The organism is Desulfovibrio sp. Huiquan2017 (assembly GCF_017351175.1).
In the GTDB taxonomy this organism is placed as follows: domain Bacteria; phylum Desulfobacterota; class Desulfovibrionia; order Desulfovibrionales; family Desulfovibrionaceae; genus Pseudodesulfovibrio.
The window spans coordinates 62,672-85,244 of record NZ_JAFMPN010000017.1 but is presented as its reverse complement, the minus strand read 5'-3'; the positions used below and the strand labels follow the sequence as shown (position 1 = coordinate 85,244).

Here is a 22,573-nt window from a genome sequence, read left to right as displayed (position 1 = left end):
GCTTCCTTCATACTGGCCCCATCAAAACCCCAGACCGAGGAAACGGCATGTTCGAAGGACTGTGGACCCTGGAAAACGGTATCGCCCTGGTCACCCTGGCCGGGCTGGAGATCGTGCTCGGCATCGACAACATCGTCTTCGTGGTGGTGGTCACCAACAAGCTGCCCGCAGCCTCGCGGGACGCGGCCAGGCGGCTGGGCATCGGGCTGGCCATGGTCACCCGCATCGCCCTGTTGTTGGCCATCTCGGCCATCATGGGGCTGACCGCGCCGCTGTTCACCCTGCTCGGGCATGTGGTCTCGGGCCGCGACGTGGTTCTGCTGACCGGCGGGCTATTCCTGCTGGCCAAGGCCACCCACGAAATCCACGATAAGCTGGAAGGACCGCCTCCGGGCGAGGGGACGGACCGGGCCGTCCGCTCCTATGCCGGGGCCGTCATTCAGATCCTGCTGCTCGACGTGGTCTTTTCCCTGGACTCGGTCATCACCGCCGTGGGCATGGCCCAGCACCTCACGGTCATGATCGCGGCCATCGTCATTGCCGTGGGGGTCATGCTGTGGTTCGCCGGGCCGGTTTCGGCGTTCGTGTCCGCCCATCCCACGGTGCAGATGCTCGCCTTCTCCTTCCTGCTGCTGGTCGGCATTTTCCTCATGGCCGAGGGCATGCACAAGCACATTGATCGCGGGTACATCTATTTCGCCATGGCGTTCTCGCTGTTCGTGGAGTTCATGAACCTGAAGGTCAGAAAGCGGACCGCCTAGCCGCTCCCTCCCCTCGGGAAAAGACGAAAAGGCCGCCCCCGGGGGCGGCCTTTCTGTTCCATGCGCACGGCGGGCTCTTCCGCAAAACGACAAAAAGCCGCACGATTCGGCAGTCTCCCGAACCGCGCCGCAAGCGTAACGGCTGACCTTCGAAGGAAACGAAGGCGACCCTCGGGACAGGTGCGCGCCTGTCCTAATCGCTGCCGAGGGTTATCTGGAACGCAATGGAATACAGGTGGTCGAAGAAATCAACGTACTCCACGGGGATGTGCTTGGGCACGTTGATCCTGGACGGGGCGAAGTTGATGATACCCCGGATGTTGGCCTCCACGAGGTGGTTGGCCGCGCGTTGCGCCCGATCCGGGGGGGTGGCGATAATGCCGATTTCAAGGCCCAATTCCGGGGCCTGCTCCTTGAGGTGCGTGGGGCAGACGATCTCCATGCCTTCGAATTCAAGCCCGATCTTGTCCGGATCGCAATCGAAGGCGGCGCAGATCTTGAACCCGCGCTTCTCGAAATCGTGATGGCGCAGCAGGGCGCTGCCCATGTTGCCCACGCCGATCAAGGCGCATTTCCACTGCCGGTCGATGCCCAGCGACTGCTTGATGGAGGTGATCAGCTCCTGGACGTAGTATCCTACGCCACGGACGCCGAATTCACCAAAGTACGCCAGATCCTTTCGAATCTGGGAGGAATTGACGGAGCAGGCGCGAGCCAGGCGCTCGGAAGAGATAACCTCGTTGCCGTCACGCAGGAGGTTTTCGAGGACCTGGATGTAGACGGCAAGCCGTCCGATGGTCGCTTTGGGGATGTGTTCGCTTTTCATATCTTAGAGCTCTTTCCGGTCAAGATCGGCCTAGCCATGTGAAATTCTTAACATGAAAGAGGCTGAAAAAGGGAGGCCGAAGCCTCCCCTTCAAAAGCTTTCGTAAACCTGAAATTAGACCACGAAGAGCAGGATCAGGTTAACAACCAGGGCGTAAATGGCCAGAGACTCGATGAAGGCCAGGCCCAGAATCAGGGTGGTGGACAGCTGACCACCGGCTTCGGGGTTGCGGGCGATGCCTTCGCAAGCACCCTTCACGCCCATGCCCTGGCCGATACCGCACAGACCGGCGGCGATGCCCATGCCGATGGCGGTGGCGTAGGCCTTGGCGGACATGACCGGATCGGCGCCTTCAGCGGCGAAGGCAACGGAAGCAACCAGAACCATAGCCAGGGTGGTGAACAGAATCTTCGCGATTTTCATGTGAATCCTCCAAATGGATTGCATAATATTGTTTTGGTCCAAGGACCATTTCCCCAAGATTGGCGGACCGCTCCTAGTGCGCGTGCTCGATGGCGCCTTGCAGGTAGAGCATGGTCAGCATGAAGAAGATGAACGCCTGGATGGTCTTCGCCAGGACGAACAGGAAGTACATCGGCAGGGAGCCGAGGATCGGCGCCAGGAAGAACATCAGGATCAGGACGATTTCCTCGCCGCGGATGTTGCCGAAGAGACGAAGCGTCAGGCTGAGCGGGCGGGCAAGGTGGGAGATCGGCTCAAGGATGAGCATGAGCGGAGCCAGGAACCCGACCGGGCCCATGAAGTGCTTGATGTAGCCGAAGCCCCATTTCTTGATGCCGGTGAACTGGTAGAAACAGAACACGATGATGGCCATGGCCGCCGGCGTGTTGATGTTCGCGGTAGGCGCGTCGCAGCCCGGGATCAGCCCGAGCCAGTTCATGCCCAGGATAAAAATGAAAATGGTACACAGGAGCGGCATGAACTGACGGCCTTCCTCGCCCAGGTTGGCGACGACGAAGTCCTCCAGCCCGCCGATGATGGTCTCGAAGACGTTCTGGAGACCGCCGGGGACCAGCTGCAAACGGCTGCGGACCATCAGGCCCAAGCAGAGAATGATGGCCATGACCAGCCACATGTAGAGCACGTGGTTGATGCTGTCTACGCCCAGGAGCTGCTCAACGTGGGCACCCCAATGGCCGACGCTTTTGAGCATATCCATGTACAAGAGAGGATGCGGCAATCCGCCTGAAAAACCCATATCGAAGCCTCCTTAAAAGCAGCTCGGCTATTTCTTCCCCAACTGACTCAGACCGGTTGCCGTAATGTTGACCACCACGGTGCCCAAACCCGTTATCAACCCCCAGTGGGGAACCCGTTCGACTCCGATCAGCCACCAGAGGGCCAGCCCGCTCAGAGTCATTTTTCCCATGAATATGACAAACAGAAGATATGGTCCTCGCTTCCTGTCGTACACCAACGACTGGGTCACGCGGGCAAGTGTCCAGAAGTTGATGAGGGCGATCAACGCCCCCGCCAGATAGGCCAGGGACCACCGGGAAAACAGTGTTACCAGCATGATCACTAGAGAGGTCCCCAGCGACACATAAATCTGATTGCGGACAACGATGCGCACGTCCGGCTTGGTGAAGCCGCTTTTGACGAGCAGCCGCTCAAGCCTTTGGTTCATCCTGCCCAGCACTCTTTTCTCCATCCTGTTTCAAAGAACTTGCTTTTTTTGCCTCTTCACGCCTCTGGAGACGCCGGAAATCCTCGAAGACCATCTTGAACCCGGCGACGATCCCCAAAAAGAAGAAGGTCATGATCAGCCAGGGCTTGGTCCCGAAGTAGTCGTCCAGGAAATACCCGATGGTCAAACCGACGACGGTGGCCGAGACGATATGCAGTCCCATCGTTCCAGCGGTGCCGCCGAGCTGAGTGATCTGCACCACTCGATCATCTTTTGAAAAGAGCATGTTCGCACCTCGTGAAGGCCGTTTCCCACACGCGCCGGCGGCGGTTTAAACCCGATATCGGCATTTCGTGCAATCCTTCACAAGTGGAGGAGAAGTAGCACACGCCGCCGATTCCCGTCAACGTCTTTTTCCGCAAGAACGGCTCTTTTCCTTCTCCCCGATCACGCTGATAACCCCTTGTTATTCCGCTTGTTATTCGGGAAAAGCAAGCCTTATGTGAAAAATATCCCGTTTTTTGTCCGAGCCCTCAAAAAAGGCGGGTGGATATCGGCATCCACCCGCTGAATTTCCCATTTGCCTCCGACGGGGGCCCCTACTTCGGGTCGCCCACGTCCACCACCTTGACCATGAACTCCTTGACGCCCTCGGGCGGTTTGAAGAACACGGCCATGAACGGCGTGGACGCTCCGGGCCGGATGAAGGTGTTGTTGGACAAGATGCCCACATCCGAGGCCAGGCCGTCGGCGATTTCCTTCTCGGTCTGCACCTGGAGCTGGAACTGAGAGAGCACGTTGCCGCACAGGAACGCCTGGGAGGTCAGAACATTGTTGGCCGCATCGTAGAGGATGACCTCGACCTTGATCCGCTCCTTGGGCTTGGAGAACGTGTTGACCGCCTTGCCCTCGACCACGAACAGGTCGCCGACCTTCTCGTTCCTGACGTAATACTGCTTGACGTTCTTCAGCTCGATCTTGCGCACGCGCTCGGCCGGAGATTCGCCCGGCGCGGCCTGCTCGCCGCCGCCGGTCTCCTCCATGAACAACTGGCCCACGAAGGGCACGTTCTTGAGCATGTCGCCCAGGTCTACGCCGGCCATGGTCCAGACCCGGAAATAGATGGCCGCGCCGACGCCCACCGCCAGAACGAGCAGAACGATCAGGCAGCCCAGGGATTTGCGCCCGGCGGGTTCGGGGGTCTCGTCGAGCTCCAGGCTGTCGCCCAGTCCGCCCGCAAGCTCGTCCTCGTCCTCGTCCGCGTCGGCGTCGGTGAACAACGCATTGCCGTCGTCGGGCTCGGCTTCGTCCGCGTCCTCGAAAAGATCGCCATCGTCCTCCTCGCCATCGTCGGCAAAGAGATCGTCGGACTCCTCCTCCCCGCCGCTCACCTCGGCGAACAGGTCGTCCTCCTCCGTCTCGGGCTCGTCACCGGCCGCCGCATCGGGCTCCTCGTCGTCGAACAAGCCGTCCATGTCGGACATGTCTTCCACGACCTCGTCGGCCCGGTCGTCCTCCGCAGGCGTGGTGGCCTTACCGACCGCCGCATCCGCACCGGCGGCAACGTCCTCGAAAGTCTCGTCAAACGCTTCGCCCGCGTCCGGGGTCTCGTCTTCAAGCAGGGCCTCGAACTCCTCTTCCGGAGACGGCGGAGGCAATTCGACCTTGAACACGTGCGCGCACTTGGAGCACTTGACCTTGGCCCCGCCCGCTGGGATCTTCTCATCGGGCAGGTTGTAGTTGGTCTCGCAATTCGGGCAGGTGACGATCATAACACGATCTCCAGAAAATCCGGTTAGTTGGCTCTAAGAGTCGGTGGACAGCTCAAAAATACCGCCCAGCTCCCTGTATCGTTCGTCATAGTCCAGGCCATAGCCGACGATGAATCCGTCGCTCAGCTTGAAACCGGCAAAATCGACGGTCACGGCTTTTTCCCGTCGCTCATGCTTATCAATAAGCGCACAAATTTTCAAACTCTTTGGATTTCTGCGCCTGAGTACGTGGAGCAGGAAGTCCATGGAATGGCCGGTGTCCACGATATCCTCGATGACCAGGACATCCTTGCCCTCGATGGATATCTCCAGATCCTTGGAAAAAACGATGTCCTCGGACCTGGCCGTGGCCGATCCGTAGCTGGCCAATCGTACGAAATCTATTTCAATATCGCGGTCGATGCGCCGGATGATATCCGCAAAAAAGAGAAACGCGCCCTTGAGCACGCAGATACAGACGAGGGGGCTGTCGCCAGTGTAGGACGCGGTGATTTCGCGGCCCAGTTCCGCGTTGCGTCCGGCTATCTGTTCGGCGGTAAGAAACGGAGTCAGTTTATGTGCCATGGTCTTGTCGAGAGTTACAGGTTGATGATCATGGCCACTTCATTGCAGAGGTCGGGGAACCTCGGACAGTTGAGGCAGTCCAGGAATATTTTCTGGTTCAGGGTGTCCATTTCCTCCTGCACGAAGCCGACCTTCTTGAAGAAGCCGGGCACCTCGGTCAGGGTGTAGACCTTGTAGATGCCCAAGGTGACGGCCTCGGACAGACAGGTCTCGACCAGCGTGCGGCCGAGATTCTTGCCCCGGTGGGAGGACATGACGACCAGCGATCGGATCTCGGCCAGATTGTCCCAGATGATGTTCAGGGCGCAACAGCCGATGACCGTGCCATCGTCGTCCAGGGCGACCAGAAAGTCGCGCAGGTGCGAATAGAGCTGACTGAAGGACCGGGGCAGGACCAGGCCGTCATGCTGATCGGTGAGCATGAGCAGGCCGTGGATGGCCTTGACGTCCCCTATGCGTGCTTTGCGAATCATAATTGTCTATTGGTTGAGGTTGTCGGCCATGGCACCGAGCATGGAGCCGGGGAAGACCCCCGCCTGGGCGAAGATCTGTTTGCCGTTCTTATCGAAGATGACCAGGGTGGGGATGGCCTCCACCCGGAACTTGCGGGCCAGGGCCTGGTCGCCCCAGTAGACGGGCACGCCCAGGGGGTGCTTGTCCAGATACCGCTTGAGGGCGTCCTCGTTCTCGTCCACGGACAGGGCGATGACGTTGATCCCGTCGCCCCTGGTCTTTTGCAGTTCCGCCAGTTCGGGGATCTGCTGCTTGCAGGACGGGCACCAGGTGGCCCAGAAAAAGAGCATGGTGGGTTTGCCCGCGTTGGCCTTGAGGTATTGATCGAGTTCGGATTCGCCCAGGAAGGGGATGGAGCCTGACGAAGCGGCCGTCCCGTGGGCGGGGGCCAGGGCCGCGCCGCTGGTCTTGGGGTCGTCGCCGGATTCGCCGGAACAGGCGCTCAGAGCCAGAAGCCCCAGGGCCAGGGCGGTGATGAGCCATATTTTCTTCATGAAGCACCTCGGGAGTGGGTTTGGGGCACTCTACCAGAGTTGAATACCAAATAAAAGCACGTGCACCCCTCCCCCAAATCCACCACGGGGTCAAGTATCTTGTCGCGGCGCGGGCCTCGGCAGGGCGGCGGCGAACCTCAATTTTCTCATGACGCATCTCGATGTTCGACTTGGGGTAGCAAAGTCGCACTCCCAATAGAAACGCCCGCAATCCCCGGTCAACTCACGATTGCGGAAGGACGGCGTCCGTAGGGGGCGCAAGTCGTCTCTTGATGGAGAAATTGGAAGGTCCGGCGGAAACGGGAAGGGAATCTTTTTCTCAAAAGCCCCCCCGCTTCCCCGGCCATCGGAAGCTACTGCGTCAGCCGCTGGGCCAGCTTGACGGCGGCCACGGCGTCGGTGGACCAGCCGTGCGCGCCGATGGCCTTGCAGAATTTCTCGGTGACCACAGCCCCGCCGATGATGACTTTGGCGCGGAGATTGCGTTCGGCCACGAGCCGAACGGTGTCCTCCATGCGCACCATGGTGGTGGTCATGAGCGCGGACAGGCCGATGAGCACGGCATCGTGTCGCTCGGCGGCGTCCACGATCTTGGCGGCGGGCACGTCCTTGCCCAGGTCCACGACCTCGAAGCCGTAGTTCTTGAGCATCAGGCAGACGATGTTCTTGCCGATGTCGTGGATGTCGCCCTCCACCGTGGCCATGACGATGACCGGGCGCGCGCCCGCCCCGCCGTCCTCCTCCAGCAGCGGTTTGAGACGCTGGAAGGCGGCCTGCATGGTCTCGGCGGATTGCAGGAGTTGGGGCAGGAAGTATTCCTTGGTCTCATATTTGTCGCCGACCACGAGGATGCCGGGGATAAGCAGGTCGTTGACGATGTCCATGGCGGACATGCCCTTGCCCAGTTCGGTCTCCACCAGCCCGACCACGTTGTCCTTGTCGCCCTTGACCACCGCGGCCTGGACCGGCGGCATGGAGGCGGTCCCGGAGGGCGCGGCCTGGGCTGATGCGGCCTGGGCCCCGCCCCCGCCAACCCAACCCGAGAACTTATCGATGTAGCTGGCGGCCTGCGGGTCGCGGTTGAGCAGGACCTCGGCGGCGTGCAGGGTCTCCTGGATGCGCGCGGAGTTGGGATTGGAGATGAACGAGCACAACCCCGAGGCCATGGACAGGGACAGGAAGGTGGAATTGAGCAGTTCGCGGGCGGGCAGCCCGAAGGATATGTTGGACAGGCCGATGGTCGTGGGCAGCCCCCAGGCATCGCGGCAATGGCGCATGACGTCCAGGGAATGCCGGGCCGCCTCGGGCTTGGACGAGACGGTCAGGGCCAGGGCGTCCACCATGATCAGGCGGCGCGGGATGCCGAGCGCGTCGGCCCGGGCCAGGAGGTCCTCGATGACCGCCAACCGTTCGGCCGCGGTCACCGGAAGCTTGTTGCCCACGATGGGCAGAAGGATGAACGGCGCGCCGAAGAGCTTGCACAGGGGGCCGAGCCGCTCCATCTTGCCCGGCTCCCCGGAGATGGAGTTGACCAGGGGCGAGCCGGGATAGGCCCACAGCCCGGCCTCCACGGCCGCCGGGTCGTTGGAGTCGATGGACAGGGGCGTGGTCACCCGGCCCAGCAGGGCGGTGATCAACTCGGGCAGCAGCGCCGTCTCGTCCACCAGGGGCGCACCCACGTTGACGTCGAGCACCGGGGCGCCCAGCTCGGCCTGCTCGGCGGCCAGGCGCAGGGCCTCGGAAAACACCGATTCCTGAAGCTCGGCCGTGAGCTGTTTCTTGCCCGTGGGATTGATGCGTTCGCCGATGATCACGCCGCGATGGTCGAATCCCACGGGCACGGACACCGAGCGGGAAGTCAGGACCAGTTGGGCGGTGTCGGTCCGGCTCGGCCGTTGCCAGCGGGCGTCGCCGACCTTGTCGCGCAGGGCGCGAATGTGCGCGGGCGTGGTCCCGCAGCAACCGCCGATGAACTTGGCCCCGAGCCCGGCGAACTGCGCGGCCTGCGCGGCGAAGGGCCCGGGTTGCAGGCGGAAGGCGGTATTGCCGTTCGCGTCCAGTTCGGGCAGGCCCGCATTGGCTTCGGCAAAGGTCGGGGTCGAGAGACGCGGCGCCCAGGCGCGCAGGGTATCGCGCATCTGCTCGGGCCCGGCCGAACAGTTGGTGCCGATGAGTTCGACGCCCATGTTCTGCATGGTGTCCACAAAGGTCAGCGGCGAAGTGCCTGTCAGGGAGGCCGCGCCCTCGAAGGTCATGGAGATCGCAACGGGCAGGTCGCAGACCATGCGCGCGGCGATGACCACGGCCTTGGCCTCGGCCAGGTCGAAGTGGGTCTCGCCCAGGATGAGATCCGCGCCCCCGGCCACGCACCCCTTGATCTGCTCTTTGAAGATGTCCACCAGCTCGCGGAAGGTCATCTCGCCCAGCGGCTTGACGAAGTGCCCGGTGGGCCCGATGGAGGCGGCCACGAAGGCCCGGTCCCCGGCCACTTCGCGGGCGATGGCGGTCATGGCTCGGTTCAGCTCGAAGGGATCGGCGCTCAGGCCGAGCTTGGGGCGCGACCCGCCGAAGGTATTGGTGGTCAGGATGTCCGCCCCGGCCTCCAGGTAATCCTGGTGCACGGCGCGGATGACGTCCGGCTCCTTGAGGCCCCACAGCTCCGGGGAAAGCCCGGCGGGCAGCCCACGGCTCTGCAACAGGGTGCCGTAGCCGCCGTCGAAATAATAGATCCTGTCGTCGTCGAGTATTGACCTGAAATCGGGCACTGGTATCCTCCGTCCATTCGAGCGTGCGGCCGGGTGGACGCCCTTCCCCGGAGGAGGAGCCATTCGCGGGCCGACGTATTCTTATATCAAGATGTCTTGATGTAGCGATGGAACCGCCGGAACGCAAGCCTTTTCTTGATCATTTACAGTCACCCCCGGGCACCGATGCGCATTGTTTTGCACAAGTTGCGCTCTCTTGAAAATCATTGATAAGGTCGGGCAAAATCTATAGTGTCACCTTCTTGCTCTTATATTTGTATTGAACCGGGCGCCCTTGCGCCGCATCCATATTGCACAATGATATCTGAAAAAACGACTACGGTGGTCGAACCGGAAATCGTCGAGGACGACGACTTCGAGGAGACCGACTTCAACGAGGATGATCTCGACGGCGACGACTTTGACGGCGGCTTTGACGAGGACGACCTCGACGCCGACGACACGGCGAGCGACATCGCCGCCGGCGTCCCGGCCAAGGCCGACGGACTGGAGAAGCGGCTCCCGGCGCTGAAGCTCGCGCCCTCCTCCAAGGCGGTGCGGATTCGCGACCCGCTCCAGATGTACCTCAAGGAGATCGCCCGGTTTCCCATGCTGGAGCCGGAAGAGGAATACGCCCTGGCCAAACGGGTCCAGGAGAACAACGACCAGGACGCGGCCTTCAAGCTGGTGTCCTCGCACCTGCGTCTGGTGGTCAAGATCGCCATGGACTTCCAGCGCCGCTGGATGCAGAACGGGCTGGACCTGATTCAGGAAGGCAACGTCGGCCTGCTCAAGGCCGTGACCAAATTCGACCCGGAAAAGGGGATCAAGTTCTCCTACTACGCGGCCTTCTGGATCAAGGCGTACATCCTGAAGTACATCATGGACAACTGGCGGATGGTCAAGATAGGGACCACCCAGACCCAGCGGAAGCTCTTTTACAACCTGAACAAGGAGCGCCAGCGCCTCCAGACTCTGGGGTTCGACCCCTCCACCGAGGCCCTGAGCGAACGGCTCGGCGTGTCCGAGGCCGAAATCGACGAGATGGACCAGCGGCTGTCCAAGAACGACATGTCCCTGAACACCCCGCTGGGCGACGATTCCGACGCCACCAAGATGGACTTCCTGCCGTCCCTCTCCCCGGGCGTGGAAGAGTCCATCGCCAACGACCAGATCGTCGATCTGCTCATGAACAACATCAGGGAAATACGCTCCTCCCTGAACGACAAGGAACTGGCCATCCTCGACCGCAGGCTCCTCTCCGACGACCCCGTGACCCTGCGCGAGATCGGCGAGGAATTCGGCGTGACCCGGGAGCGGGTGCGCCAGATCGAGGCGCGGCTGATGACCAAGATCCGCGAGCACCTCACGGACAAGGTCAAGGATTTTTCCAGAGACTGGGTGCTGGAACACGACTAATCGGCGGCAACGCCAATCGGGACGCATGGATGAAACGATTCTCTAGGCCTGACCCTCACACCGCACTGGCCGCGTTGGCGCTCTTCGCGCTCCTGGCCATGGCCGGCTGCGCCGCGCAGACCGCCGCGACCAAGCCCCTGCCCGCCCCGTCCATGACCGACTCGGCCCGGCTCGACTACGATTATTTGGTCTATCAGGACCTGCTGCACAAGTTGCAACGCCACATCCAGGAAGGCGAGCGCTCGGCCCTGACCACTCCGGAAGTCAACGACATCCACACCCGGGCCGTGGCCGCCCTGGACCGGATACTGGCCCAGGCCCCCACTCCCGAGCTGTATGTGGAGAAGGCGGGCATGTTCTGGAACCACCCCGAGGGCACCGGCCGGTCCCGCGCCGCCCTCAAGGAAGGGCTGGAGAGATTCCCGGACAATCGACTGCTGACCGTGTATCTGGCCAATTCCTATGTGGCCGACAACCGCCCCGACGATGCCATCGCCATCATGGACGGCTTCCTGGCGCGGCATCCGAAAGACGGCGAGGCCCGGGAACGGCTGGGGCAGATGCTCATGGACGCCGGCCAGGACGCCAAGGCCCTGGATGTGCTCAAGAAGATCCCCGAAAAGGAACGCTCGGCCGACGCCCTGTACGCCATGGGCAGGGTCCAGGGGAACCTGGGCATGCGCAAGGCGGCCATCGCCAACCTCAAGAAGGCCGTGGCCATGGACCCGGAATTCACCGAGGCGCTGGTCGAACTGGCCTACCAGTACGAACTGGCCAAGGACTACGTGGCCGCCGAGGGCATCTACGGCTCCATCCTCGAACAGAGCGATTCCTTTCCCGAAGCGCGGCTCAGGCTGATCAACCTGAACCTCAAGCTGAACGATCCGGGCAAGGCGCTTGACCTGGCCCTGGCCGGACCGCCGACCAAATCCTTCATCCTGGACGCGGTGCTCATGTTCATCAACGACGGGTTCTTCGCCCAGGGGTCCACCGTCCTCGACATGCTGACCACCGGCGGCACCGTGCCCGCCGAATACTATTTCTACAAGGCGGTCATCGCCGACGAGGGCGAAGGCGACCAGGCCAAAGCCCTGAGTTATCTCGACGAGGTCCAGCCGACCGATCGCCTCTATCCCCACGCCTTGCGCTTCAAAGCGCAGCTCATGGCGGCCCAGGGCAAGGACGCGGAGGCCCTGGCCATGGCCGCCCAGGGCAAGGCCCTCTACCCCGACGCCTCCATCTTCTATATCCTCGAATCCGGGCTGAAGAAGCAGCAAGGCGACCTGGCCGGAGCCGAGACCTCGCTCAAGGAAGGGCTCGAACGCCTCAAAAACGATCCCGAGCTGACCTATGAACTGGCCATGGTCTACGAGGCCATGGGCCGCCGTCCCGAGGGACTGGCCCTGATGGAGACCGTGATCCGCGCCCACCCCGACCACGCCAACGCCCTGAACTATGTGGGCTACACCCTGGCCGAGGAGGGCCGTGAGCTCGACCGCGCCCTGGTCCTGGTGACCAAGGCGTCCACCCTCGACCCGGAGAACGGCTATATCCTCGACTCCGTGGCCTGGGTCCACTTCAAGATGAAGGACCTGAAAAAGGCCTGGGAATACATCGGCTACGCCGTGGACGTGGTGGACAAAGACCCGACCCTCTGGGAGCACTACGGCGATATCGCCGCGGCGCTGGGCAAGAAGAAAGAGGCGCGCAAGGGATACAATTATTCCCTCAAGTACCACTCGCCCGAGGCCCAGGCCGTCCGGGAGAAACTGAAGAAATTATGAGTCGATTCGGACCGACGCTCGTTCCGGCGGCGGCAGCGGCCGTCCTGATCCTGGCGGTCCTCTCCGGGTGCGCCACGCGGATACCGCCGGGCATGGAGCTGGATACCCCCAAGGCGGCCTGGACCGCCTTCCGCCGGAACTATTGCGTCCGGCCCGAGGGTGAAGGGCTGCGCGTCCGGGCCAGCCTCTATTATTCGCGGACCACGCCGACCAAGCGGACCAACCGGACCCTGGTATCCCTGTGGGGCGACTTCGGTGGCCCCATGCGACTGGACGTATCCGCCTCCATCGGCACGCTCCTGGCGCACATCCGCGAGGACAAATCCGGGCTGCTGGTCTTCTACCCCGAGGACAACCGGGCCTACGCCCACAAGAATCCCGTGCTCGGGGCAACGCGGCTAGGCATGCCCTTTCCCTTTTCCCTGGCCGAACTGGCCCACACCCTCGTGGGCGACTTCTCCGGGCTGGCCCCCCGGCGCTATGACGCGACCGCGTCGGAAGGTGAGAACTTCGCCTACACCTTCGACAAGGGATTGGTCCGGCGTATCGTCCTGGACCGCCTGGGCCGACCGGTGCGGCTGGAGGGACGGACCGTCCCCAAGCGCGAAGACGCCCGGCAGTGGGCCTTCGCCATAGATCGTTACGAGGACGCCGGGCCGGACGCGATCGCCCTGCCCGACAAGCTGACCCTGTCCATGGACAACGGAGAGCGCGGCGTCTTGCACATAAAGTCCCGGGAGCTTATGCTGGCCCCCTGGCCCGCCGAATCCCTGGCCTTGAAACTGCCCGGGGATATCGCCCCCATCCGGCTGGACAACGGCCATGCGGATGGGAAAACCGGGGAACTCCCCGTGATCCAAGAGGACAAGCAATGAACACACAGCCGAAGGAAACGGTGATGGGCATCTTCCGGCTCGGCCTAAAGACCTGGCTGGCCGAGATGAAATGGCTGGTTCGCTCCCTGTCGGGGAGGTTCGAAGTCGGCAGGCTTGAAAAAGAACTGGAACGGGAATATGGCATCCTCGGGCGTATCGCCGAGGCGCCCAGGGGCCAGATGGCGGAGAAGGAACTCTGCCTCAAGCAGATCGCCTTCCTCAAGGAGGAGATCGCGGCCCTCAAGGAAGAATTGGCCAATGACCGCGAAGAACGCATGAAGCACATCCGCCGCGAAGACGGCGGCGCGGCGTAAAGGGGAGAAACAGTGAGCAAGACCATCGTCATCGGCTCCGATCACGGGGGCTATCATCTCAAAAAGGCATGCATCAAGGCCCTGACGGACTGGGGCTGGACCGTGGAGGACGAGGGACCCGACTGCCTGGATTCCTGCGACTACCCCATCTATGCGGCCAAGGTCTGCAACAAGCTCAAGGCGGACGAAGGCAAGCTCGGCGTGCTCATTTGCGGCACGGGCCAGGGCATGACCATGACCGCCAACCGCATGGGCATCCGGGCCGCGCTGTGCACCAATGAATTTCACGCCCGCATGGCCCGCGCGCACAACGACGCCCGCTGCCTGTGCATGGGCGAGCGCGTCACCGGACAGGGGCTGGCCCTGAGCATCCTCAAGGTCTTCCTCGAATCGGACTTCGAAGGCGACCGGCACCAGCGGCGCATCGACCTCATCGACACCGTCTCCCAATAACCTCTCCAACAAAGGGTATCGACCAATGACACAGACGGACAAGACCATCGCCGTGGTCAAGGGATTGATCATGGACGGCGTGGCCAAGGCCAACTCCGGCCACCCGGGCGGCGCCATGTCCTCCGCCGACTACGCCACCATTCTTTTTTCCGAATTCCTGAACTTCAATCCCGACGACCCGCAGTGGTTCAACCGCGACCGCTTCATCCTCTCCGCCGGGCACGAGTCCATGCTGCTCTACAGCCTGCTGCACCTGAATGGGTTCATCTCCATCGAGGACATCAAGAATTTCCGCCAGTTCGGCTCCCTGACCCCGGGCCACCCCGAGGTCCACCTGACCCCGGGCGTGGAAGCCACCACCGGCCCGCTCGGCCAGGGGCTGGCCATGTCCGTGGGCTTCGCCTCGGCCGAGGCCTACCTGCGCGACAAGCTCGGCGCGGACGTCATGGACCACTACACCTACGTGCTCGCCTCGGACGGCGACTTCCAGGAACCCATCGCGCTTGGCGCGGCCTCCCTGGCCGGGCTCTGGAAGCTGGGCAAACTCATCGTCTATTACGACTCCAACAAGATCCAATTGGCCGGGCCCACCTGCAAATCGGACTGCACCGACCACCGTAAGGTTTTCGAGGGGTTGTGCTGGCACGTTCTGGAAGTGGACGGCCACAACCACGACGAGATCCGCGCGGCTATCAAGGCCGCCCAGCAGGAAACCGGCCGCCCGACCTTGATCATCGGCCACACCACCATGGCCAAGGGATGCGCCACCATGGAGGGCAGCCACAAGACCCACGGCGAGCCCCTCAAGGCGGACGAAATCGCGGCCACCAAAAAGAAGCTCGGCCTGCCCGAGGATCCCTTCTACGTGCCCGGAGACGTGGTCGCCGAATACCGGACCCGCTTCGACGGGCTGCGCAAGAACGCGGCCGACTGGCAGGCCATGCTGGACGGCAAGCTCGCCGACGCCGCCTTTGCCGAGTTGTGGGGCCATGTGACCCGCTCCCGCTCCGATCTCAAGATCGACTGGCCCGAGTTCACCCCCGGCGAATCCATGGCCACGCGCAAGGCATGGGGCACCTGCCTGGACACGGTCATGGACTCCCTGCCCACCCTGGTGGGCGGCTCCGCCGACCTGGATCCGTCCAACCAGACGGCCAATTTCCGCAACACCTACGGCGACTTCTCCGTGGACGGCTTCGGCGCGCGCAACATGGCCTTCGGCGTGCGCGAATTCAACATGGCCGCGATCATGAACGGCATGCAGCTCCACGGCGGGCTGCTCCCCTTCGGGGCCACCTTCCTGACCTTCTCGGACTACTGCCGCAACGCCATCCGCATGTCCGCCCTGCAGGAGCTGCCGGTCCTCTACGTCTTCACCCACGACTCTTTCTGGGTGGGCGAGGACGGCCCCACGCACCAGCCCATCGAGCACGTCAGCAGCCTCCGGCTCATCCCGGACCTGATCGACCTGCGCCCGGCCGACGCCAACGAGACCAAGGTCTGCCTGGACATCGCCCTGACCCAGGAGAAGATGCCCTCCACCCTGTTCCTGACCCGCCAGGGGCTGCCCATCCTGGACCCGGCCGAATACCCGGCCCTCCTGGACGGCCCGCGCAAGGGCGGCTACGTGCTCAAGGATTGCGAAGGCACTCCGGATCTGATCCTCATCGCCTCCGGTTCCGAGGTCTCCCTGTGTCTGGAAACGGCCAAGCTGTTCAAGCGCAAGGTCCGCGTGGTCTCCATGCCGTCGGCCAAACTGTTTGACGATCAGCCCGAATCGTATAAAAATGCCGTATTGCCGCCCGAAGTCACCGCACGGGCCGCAGCCGAGGCGGGCCGCACCACCCTGTGGCACAAATATGTCGGTCTGAACGGCGTCGTTCTCGGCGTGGACCACTTCGGCGCCAGCGCCCCGGGCAAAATCCTGTCCGACAACTACGGATTCACCCCGGAGAACTTCGCCCGGGTGATCCGGGAGAAATACTAGGAGATGCTCATGGAAGCCCCACAGAAAAACCTCGCACTGGACCTTGTCCGTGTCACCGAAGCCGCCGCCCTGGCCTGCGCCCGCTGGCTCGGCAAGGGCGACAAGATCGCCGCCGACCAGGCAGCCGTCGACGCCATGCGTCTGTGCTTCAACACCCTGGAGATCGAAGGCCAGATCAAAATCGGCGAAGGCGAGAAGGACGAAGCGCCCATGCTCTACGCCGGTGAGAAACTCGGCCTGGGCTGCGGTCCCAAGGTAGACATCGCCGTGGACCCGCTGGAGGGCACCAACCTGCTGGCCAACGGCCGCCCCAACGCCATCTCCGTGGTCGGCGTGGCCCCGGCGGGCGCCATGTTCGATCCAGGCCCGAGCTTTTACATGCAGAAGCTGGTCGTCCCGGCCCACGCCAAAGACGTGGTGGACATCGAAGCTCCCACCGGCCACAACCTCAAGCTCATCGCCCGGGCGCTCGACAAGGATGTGGACGATTTGGTGGTCTTCGTCCTGGACAAGCCGCGCCACAAGAAACTCATCTCCGACATCCGCGAGGCGGGCGCGCGCATCCAGCTGCACACCGACGGCGACATCACCGGTTCGCTCATGGCCATCGACCCGCGCTGCGAAGTGGACGTCATGATGGGCACCGGCGGCACCCCCGAAGGCGTGCTCTCGGCCATCGCCATCCGCATCATGGGCGGCGAGATGTTCGCCAAGCTCGACCCGCAAAAGCAGAACGAGAAAAACGCCCTGGCCGAATTCGGCATGGACATCCGCCGGGTCCTGACCGTCAGCGACCTGGTCAAGTCCGACGACCTCTTCTTCGCGGCCACCGGCATCTCCGGCGGCACCTTCCTCAAGGGCGTGGCCTACCATGGCCACGGCGCCGAGACCTCGTCCCTGGTCATGCGCGGCAAGACCGGGACCATCCGCTACGTGGAAGCCATCCACAACTGGGATACGCTCATGCGCTTCTCGGCCGTGGAATACGACTAGGCCGCTCCGACAAGACGATACAAAGCCGGTCCCCCGTTTTGGGAGACCGGCTTTTTTTTTGGAGATTTATATAGTGAACTCCCTTTCCGCAGGCGAAGCCGCGTGGGGGGAAAAAGATCGCGCCAAAGGCGTAAAAACGGGATGCAAGGGCGCGAGCCCTTGCCCGCCGGAGGCGAAATCATTTTGATTTTCGCCGCAAAGCGGCTTTCAACGCCTGGTTTTTCCCCAGGGAGTTAAGGGGATAGTTCCCTTTTGGCGGGGGAAAACTCGCAAACCGGGAAAGACAGCGACACGATGCCCGAACCGTGGCGCGGCCTGCCGCCCTATCCTTCCCGACGGGCCGTGGGGTTGCGGTGTTCACACGGCACGCGGACCTGACACAGGCCGCAGCTGTTGACGCGGAAGCCCAGTTGGCGCTCTTCCACATACGGGGCGGTGATGGAGCGGATGTAGGTCTTGCACTTGACCTTGTCGTGCCCCTTTTCGGAGATGGCCCCGGCCGGACAGCGCTTCATGCACGCCCGGCACTTGCCCCCGGCGAAGAAGAGGCACCACTCGTGATGGTCGGTGTAGGTCCTCGGGGTGGGCGTCAGCCGAGCCCGCACCACCACCGACCCCACGCGGATCGCCTTGCCCCGGGGCGTGATCAGCCCGTCCGACAGGCCGAAGGTGCCCAGGCCGCAGACATGGGCCGTATGCCGCTCGGACCAGGTGGAGGCGAATCCGTACTTGGGGGACTCGGCCCGGGTCCACAATGGCAACAGGGCCGGGGCGCAGGCCTCCACCCCCTCCTCGGCAAAGAGCTCCACCACGAACCGGCGAAGCGCCTCGTTGACCTTTTCGCCGTAGTGGCGGGCGCGGCTCCATTCGATGCTCGGCATGTCTCCGGTCCGGGCATGGGCCCGGCGGGTGTGCTCGGTCTGGGGGAGAACCCAGGAAACCACGCTCAGATCGGTCGAGACGGCTTCGGTCCCGGGAAAGGCGTGGGCAAAGGCCTCGACCGGGGTCCAATAGAAGCCGGGGCCGATATCCCGCTTGAGGAAATCGAACAACGGATCGTCCCCCGGGGCGCACCCGACCAACGGAGCGTCGAAGGCGGGCAGATCCAGACCCGGCCCCAAGGAATTATTTTCGGGAACGGCCATCCAGCCGACGAGGCGGGCGGCGAGAGAGGGAATATCCATGTTCAATTCATAAACTTGACCGCACGGCGGCGTCAACCCGGCCAAGGCCATTGAACCAGTTACGCTTATTGGGTATGCTTTGGAAAAAGGGGACTCCACCATGGACAACAAGCGACACAGTACCCGCGTCAATGCCGACTTCGAAGCCTACATCGCCGTCGACGAGGTGGTCACGCCGGTATCCACCCGCAACCTGAGCCTCAAGGGCGCGCTTCTGTATGGCTGCGAGGACTGCGTGGCCGGGGCCGGCTGTGAGCTGCATCTGCCGCTCTCGCCCGGCATCCGCATCGTGGTCAACGGTGAGATCGTGCGCGTCAAGGGGAACTACGCGGCCATGTCCTTCAAGGAAATGGACGAACTCTCCTTCACCTTCCTGCACCGGCTGGTGACCCTCAACGCAGAGCACCCCGAAGAGGTGGACGAGGAACTTTTGCGGGTATTCGAGAAGTTCTGAGCCCGGCGGGTCAGGCCGCTTTCGCGGCGCTCTCCCTCAGCCGTTCCCGGACCCCGCTGCGCCCAAGCAGGAGGATGCCCGAGACGATTAATGCCCCGCCGCCGAGAGTCCACAGGTCCGGGATCTCCCCCAAAAACATCAGGCTCCATATGATCGCGAAGACGATCTCCAGGGTGGCCATGCCGCTGATGCGCGCCGCGGACTCGATGGCGTACCCCTTGGTCATGAAGAACTGACCCACGTTCATGAACAACCCCACCCCGCACAGCACCCACCATTCGGAAACGGTCGGCATGACCCAGCCCTCGGCGAAGAACGGCGAAAGCAGGGATATGGCGATGGGCGGATAGAGCATGACCACCACGGGCCGCTCGGTCTTGGCCAGCACGCGCACGGCCAGGATGGCCCAGGAGGTCAGGAACACGCTGAGCAAGGCGGCCAGAAGCCCCCAGGTATCCAGATCGGGGCTGCCCGTGCCGAACAGGAAGTCGGGACGGCAGACCAGGGTCACCCCGGCCACGGATGTCAGAATGGCGACCATACCGCCCTTGGACAGGGTCTCGCCCATGAGCAGCCAGGCCAGCAGGGCCACGGTCACGGGATGCGAAAAAAGGAGCACCAGCGCATCGGCCAGGGGCAGATGCACGATGGCGTAGAAGTCGGCGAACATGGCCCCGAAGCCGAGCAGACCGCGCGCGGCCAGCAGGACCTTGCGCCGGCCGAACATGCCCACCCCGGACTTGCGCAGCATGAACAGGCACAGGCCCACACCGATGACCCCGCGCACGAAGAGTATCTCCATAGCGGGCAGACGGCTCCCGGCCAGCTTGACGAACAGTGAGCCGAAAGAGAAGAAAAAGGTGCCGAGCAGCATGAAACGCATGCCCGGAGTCAAAAAATTCATGACCGGAGACTATGCCTTTCCATCCGCCAGTCAAGCGGAATTCTTCAAGGAGCCGCGTCGAGCAAGGGATGGATTCCCGTGACGTTGCCGTAATGCTCCCGCATCATGTGCAGCTCGATTTCCTTCATCCGCCCCGCGGCGGCCATGCGGCGAAGTTCGTCGTTAATCAAGGGCACGAGTTCAGCGTGCTTCCTATTCAGATAATGGTACATGGGATTGGAGGCCATGGGCCTGTCCAGGATGCGCACCCCGTTCAGTCCCTGGGCATCCAGAACGGGCAGGATGTCGAAGTATTCGGCCAGGGCCACTTCCACCCGGCCGTTCTTGAGCAGTTCAAGCATCTTCTCGTAGGAAGAGACGTGGTGGCAAGACGTCCCCTTTACCTTGCTCTCCAAGAATTTGTAGCCGTTGCGGATGCACGTCCGGTGGTGGGCGAACTGGCCCCACCCCTCGGCCGGATCGATGTCCGCGTTCCCGACCAGGACCGCGATGCGGTTGACGTACAGGGGCGTGGGCACCCGAACGAGCATCGGATATTCCCGCTCCACCACGTTGACCCGGCCCGCTTCGCCGTCCACCAGCCCCTCGTTGGCCATGAACAGAGCGCGCTCGGCCGGATAGCCTTGCAGCTCTATTTCATAGCCGAGCCGGGCGTAGGCCTCGGTCAGGATATGGTTGAACAATGCGCTCAGGCCGCCCGACGGAAAAGTGGAAAAGACCAGCCGATGCCCGCGGTCGCGGGGCTCCGCCCGGGCTGGGGACGCCCACACCGACAGAACGGCTCCGCACAGGATCAGGACGACCGACAGCACAGCCCAAGCGCGGAGGATCCCGGCGGGCTTCGCTACAGGTATATGCAAAACCGGAACTGTCATTACGGACCACCCTACCCGCAAACGCCACCCAACGGAAGAGGGCTACGGCATAATTTATTTGTCCGCTGCGGGGCACTCCAGAGCCTGGAGACCGAAGAAACGCCGGGCGTTGTCCCCGGCCATGCGCCAGACGTCCTCCACGGATCGGCCCTTGATCTGGGCCACGCGCCGGGCGGTGAAGACCGAAAGCGCCGGATGGTTGCGCTTGCCCCGCCAGGGTTCGGGCGCGAGGTACGGGCAGTCGGTTTCGAGGAGCAGCCGTTCGAAGGGAATGCGGGCCACGGCGGCCTGCACATCGTCGGAAATCTTGCGGAAGGTTACCGTGCCGGGGATGGACACATACCAGCCGTTGGCCACCAGCCGCTCGGCCAGGTCCATGCCCGCCCCGAAACAATGCCACAACAGCGGGTAGCCGCCGAACCCTTCGGCTTCGAGAATTTCCACGGTATCGCCGTTGGCGTCGCGCGAGTGAATGACGATAGGCAGGGAAAGCTCCCGGGCAAGATGGATCTGGCGCACGAAGGCGTCCTTCTGGACGTTGTGGGGCACGCGTTCCCAGTAGTAATCCAGGCCGATCTCGCCCACCCCCTTGAGACGCGGCTCCGCCCGGAAATGGGCACGCATGCGCTCCATGATTTCATCGGTCAGCAGATCCGCGTCGTTGGGGTGCACGCCCATGAGAAAATCGATCTCCGGATGCGCGTCGAACAGGCCGCGCCCGCGCTCATAGGCGTCGGGCCCCAGGAATACATTGACGATGCGGCTCACGCCCGAGGCGTGAGCCCGGGCGATGATCTCCTCGCGGTCCTCGTCGAAATCCTCAAGGTCCAGGTGCGCGTGGGAGTCCACCCCCACCAGGGGCAGCTCCAGGGATTCGGGTTCGGGGCGTTTGGTCTTGGACATTAGCGCGTTCTCACAGTTGTTCCCACAGGCCGAGGACGGCCGCTTTCTGCGCTTCGAGGGAATAGGCGTTGGCGGTCTTCTGGCCCGCAGTCAGGGCGGCCATCAAGGCCGGGTCCTTGTCCTGGAACAGGCGCACGGCCTCGCCCAGGCCGAGAGCCGCGTCGAGCACGTCGCTGTCCGCGCACCACAGCCCGTTGCCCTTCCACGGGACCTTGCGCAGGGGAATCCACGGCTTGTAGTGCGGCTTGGCCTGCAACTGGCGCATGTAGTCCCAGCCGCCGAATCCAGCGAACCCCACGGGCAGGCAGCCGCAGGCCATGGCCTCCAGCGGCGGCAGGGGACAGCCTTCGGGAAAACCCGTGGCCAGAAAGATATGCGCCGCGCGCAGGGCCTCGGCCACGCCGTGGGCGTCCAGGCCGTCAATGGGCATCCAGTTGACCTGATGCGCCCCGCAACGATGCTCGTGAATGGCCCTGATTTGCTCCACCAGGGCCTTGTTCTTGCGCGGCATGAAGGCCACGTTCACCCGCCCGCCCGGCTTTGACTCGGGCGCGCAATAGATGGTCCGGTCGATGCCCGGGCGCAGGATCGGGGCGTCCTTGCAGGTGGTTTCCTTGATGAATTGCGAAACCGGATCGGACACGGCCAAAAATTCCACGGGCAGACTGTGCCAGTTCACGCCCTCGGGCATGGAGGAGAAAAGATAGGCCCAATTCTGGACATAGCTGAAGCAGTGGGCATTGGCATACAGCCCCGGGGCCAGAGCGTTGATCCACCCCTCGGGAACCACCCAGACGTCCGATTCGGTCAGCTTCAGCTTCTGCCACTCCAGCACCGGAGCGGCGTCGGCCAGCCCTTCGGGCCGCCATCCGCCCTTTTCCCGGGCCACCAAAAAGGCCTCGCGCCCGGATTGATGCAGGATATCGGCCAACTGTCGAAGCACGGTGACGCCCCCGGTCGGCTTGGAGACCGGCGGCAGGAAGATGTAAGTTTTCATGGTTGTTTCCTGTGAACCACAAACCGTCATGTTTGGCAAGGAGAGGCTGCGGGGCGGGCGGACATGGGGAAGGCCCGCCCCGCAGTGGAGGAAGGAATTTCAATTCCGT

At 63.0% G+C, this 22,573-nt stretch carries 24 protein-coding genes; 9 read left to right on the top strand and 15 right to left on the bottom strand.

Going from position 1 to position 22,573, the window contains the following annotated elements:
* Positions 1-47 precede the first annotated feature (47 nt).
* On the top strand, positions 48-761 hold the full coding sequence (locus J0909_RS15105) for a TerC family protein (RefSeq protein WP_207264113.1): 714 nt from the start codon (positions 48-50) through the stop codon (positions 759-761).
* 193 nt (positions 762-954) lie between these two features.
* Here the strand turns inward: J0909_RS15105 and J0909_RS15100 are convergent, their stop codons facing one another.
* The 10 genes from J0909_RS15100 to J0909_RS15055 form a co-directional block, all read right to left on the bottom strand.
* The gene (locus tag J0909_RS15100; RefSeq protein ID WP_207264112.1) at positions 955-1,587 is read right to left on the bottom strand and encodes a redox-sensing transcriptional repressor Rex; all 633 of its coding nucleotides are present in this window, start codon (positions 1,585-1,587) and stop codon (positions 955-957) included.
* 114 nt (positions 1,588-1,701) lie between these two features.
* The gene (locus J0909_RS15095; protein WP_071545633.1) at positions 1,702-2,010 is read right to left on the bottom strand and encodes an ATP synthase F0 subunit C; all 309 of its coding nucleotides are present in this window, start codon (positions 2,008-2,010) and stop codon (positions 1,702-1,704) included.
* 73 nt (positions 2,011-2,083) lie between these two features.
* A complete protein-coding gene (atpB, locus tag J0909_RS15090; protein ID WP_207264110.1) occupies positions 2,084-2,806 on the bottom strand; it encodes a F0F1 ATP synthase subunit A in 723 nt (240 codons plus the stop codon).
* 27 nt (positions 2,807-2,833) lie between these two features.
* Positions 2,834-3,247 (bottom strand): ATP synthase subunit I, encoded by a 414-nt coding sequence (locus tag J0909_RS15085; protein ID WP_353616784.1) that lies wholly within the window; start codon positions 3,245-3,247, stop codon positions 2,834-2,836.
* The gene (locus J0909_RS15080; protein WP_207264106.1) at positions 3,219-3,521 is read right to left on the bottom strand and encodes an AtpZ/AtpI family protein; all 303 of its coding nucleotides are present in this window, start codon (positions 3,519-3,521) and stop codon (positions 3,219-3,221) included. Before J0909_RS15080 ends, J0909_RS15085 begins: the two co-directional genes overlap by 29 nt.
* A 313-nt stretch (positions 3,522-3,834) precedes the next feature.
* Positions 3,835-5,007, bottom strand: coding sequence for a DUF3426 domain-containing protein (locus J0909_RS15075; RefSeq protein ID WP_207264104.1), 1,173 nt, complete (start codon positions 5,005-5,007; stop codon positions 3,835-3,837).
* A 33-nt stretch (positions 5,008-5,040) separates the two neighbouring features.
* Positions 5,041-5,571 (bottom strand): hypoxanthine phosphoribosyltransferase, encoded by a 531-nt coding sequence (gene hpt, locus J0909_RS15070; RefSeq protein WP_207264102.1) that lies wholly within the window; start codon positions 5,569-5,571, stop codon positions 5,041-5,043.
* A 14-nt stretch (positions 5,572-5,585) separates the two neighbouring features.
* Positions 5,586-6,044, bottom strand: coding sequence for an N-acetyltransferase (locus tag J0909_RS15065; RefSeq protein ID WP_207264100.1), 459 nt, complete (start codon positions 6,042-6,044; stop codon positions 5,586-5,588).
* Positions 6,045-6,050: 6 nt separating this feature from the next.
* Positions 6,051-6,578 (bottom strand): TlpA family protein disulfide reductase, encoded by a 528-nt coding sequence (locus J0909_RS15060; protein ID WP_207264098.1) that lies wholly within the window; start codon positions 6,576-6,578, stop codon positions 6,051-6,053.
* Positions 6,579-6,931: 353 nt separating this feature from the next.
* A complete protein-coding gene (locus tag J0909_RS15055) occupies positions 6,932-9,343 on the bottom strand; it encodes a homocysteine S-methyltransferase family protein (RefSeq protein ID WP_207264096.1) in 2,412 nt (803 codons plus the stop codon).
* 297 nt (positions 9,344-9,640) lie between these two features.
* Between J0909_RS15055 and J0909_RS15050 the strand changes: the two genes are divergently transcribed.
* Genes J0909_RS15050 through glpX form a run of 7 tightly spaced genes read left to right on the top strand, consistent with a single transcriptional unit; the run spans position 9,641 to position 17,147 of the window.
* Positions 9,641-10,741, top strand: a complete 1,101-nt coding sequence (locus J0909_RS15050) for a sigma-70 family RNA polymerase sigma factor (RefSeq protein ID WP_207264094.1) — start codon at positions 9,641-9,643, stop codon at positions 10,739-10,741.
* 29 nt (positions 10,742-10,770) lie between these two features.
* Positions 10,771-12,525 carry a tetratricopeptide repeat protein gene (locus J0909_RS15045; RefSeq protein ID WP_207264092.1) on the top strand — a complete coding sequence of 585 codons (1,755 nt, stop codon included), beginning with the start codon at positions 10,771-10,773 and terminating at the stop codon, positions 12,523-12,525.
* The gene (locus J0909_RS15040; protein WP_207264090.1) at positions 12,522-13,400 is read left to right on the top strand and encodes a hypothetical protein; all 879 of its coding nucleotides are present in this window, start codon (positions 12,522-12,524) and stop codon (positions 13,398-13,400) included. The genes J0909_RS15045 and J0909_RS15040 overlap by 4 nt, the downstream gene beginning before the upstream one ends.
* On the top strand, positions 13,397-13,714 hold the full coding sequence (locus J0909_RS15035; RefSeq protein WP_207264088.1) for a hypothetical protein: 318 nt from the start codon (positions 13,397-13,399) through the stop codon (positions 13,712-13,714). Before J0909_RS15040 ends, J0909_RS15035 begins: the two co-directional genes overlap by 4 nt.
* Positions 13,715-13,726: 12 nt before the next feature.
* Complete coding sequence (gene rpiB, locus J0909_RS15030; RefSeq protein ID WP_207264086.1) at positions 13,727-14,167, top strand: ribose 5-phosphate isomerase B; 441 nt, start codon at positions 13,727-13,729, stop codon at positions 14,165-14,167.
* A gap of 25 nt (positions 14,168-14,192) precedes the next feature.
* Complete coding sequence (tkt, locus tag J0909_RS15025; RefSeq protein ID WP_207264085.1) at positions 14,193-16,154, top strand: transketolase; 1,962 nt, start codon at positions 14,193-14,195, stop codon at positions 16,152-16,154.
* Between the two features lie 9 nt (positions 16,155-16,163).
* The gene (glpX, locus tag J0909_RS15020) at positions 16,164-17,147 is read left to right on the top strand and encodes a class II fructose-bisphosphatase (RefSeq protein WP_207264083.1); all 984 of its coding nucleotides are present in this window, start codon (positions 16,164-16,166) and stop codon (positions 17,145-17,147) included.
* 323 nt (positions 17,148-17,470) lie between these two features.
* On the opposite strand, the gene J0909_RS15015 is transcribed toward glpX, so the two are convergent.
* Positions 17,471-18,331: a 4Fe-4S ferredoxin gene (locus J0909_RS15015; RefSeq protein ID WP_207264081.1), complete on the bottom strand. Its 861-nt coding sequence runs from the start codon at positions 18,329-18,331 to the stop codon at positions 17,471-17,473.
* A gap of 100 nt (positions 18,332-18,431) precedes the next feature.
* On the opposite strand from J0909_RS15015, the gene J0909_RS15010 reads away from it, so the two are divergent.
* Positions 18,432-18,785: a PilZ domain-containing protein gene (locus J0909_RS15010; protein ID WP_207264079.1), complete on the top strand. Its 354-nt coding sequence runs from the start codon at positions 18,432-18,434 to the stop codon at positions 18,783-18,785.
* A gap of 10 nt (positions 18,786-18,795) precedes the next feature.
* On the opposite strand, the gene J0909_RS15005 is transcribed toward J0909_RS15010, so the two are convergent.
* The 4 genes from J0909_RS15005 to J0909_RS14990 all read right to left on the bottom strand — a co-directional run bounded on the left by J0909_RS15005 (position 18,796) and on the right by J0909_RS14990 (position 22,464).
* On the bottom strand, positions 18,796-19,689 hold the full coding sequence (locus tag J0909_RS15005) for a DMT family transporter (RefSeq protein ID WP_207264077.1): 894 nt from the start codon (positions 19,687-19,689) through the stop codon (positions 18,796-18,798).
* A gap of 44 nt (positions 19,690-19,733) precedes the next feature.
* The gene (locus J0909_RS15000) at positions 19,734-20,501 is read right to left on the bottom strand and encodes a substrate-binding periplasmic protein (RefSeq protein WP_207264075.1); all 768 of its coding nucleotides are present in this window, start codon (positions 20,499-20,501) and stop codon (positions 19,734-19,736) included.
* 117 nt (positions 20,502-20,618) lie between these two features.
* Positions 20,619-21,467: a TatD family hydrolase gene (locus J0909_RS14995; protein WP_207264073.1), complete on the bottom strand. Its 849-nt coding sequence runs from the start codon at positions 21,465-21,467 to the stop codon at positions 20,619-20,621.
* Positions 21,468-21,477: 10 nt separating this feature from the next.
* Entirely contained in the window at positions 21,478-22,464 is a 987-nt protein-coding gene (locus tag J0909_RS14990) for a glycosyltransferase family protein (protein WP_207264071.1), read from the bottom strand.
* Positions 22,465-22,573: the final 109 nt, after the last annotated feature.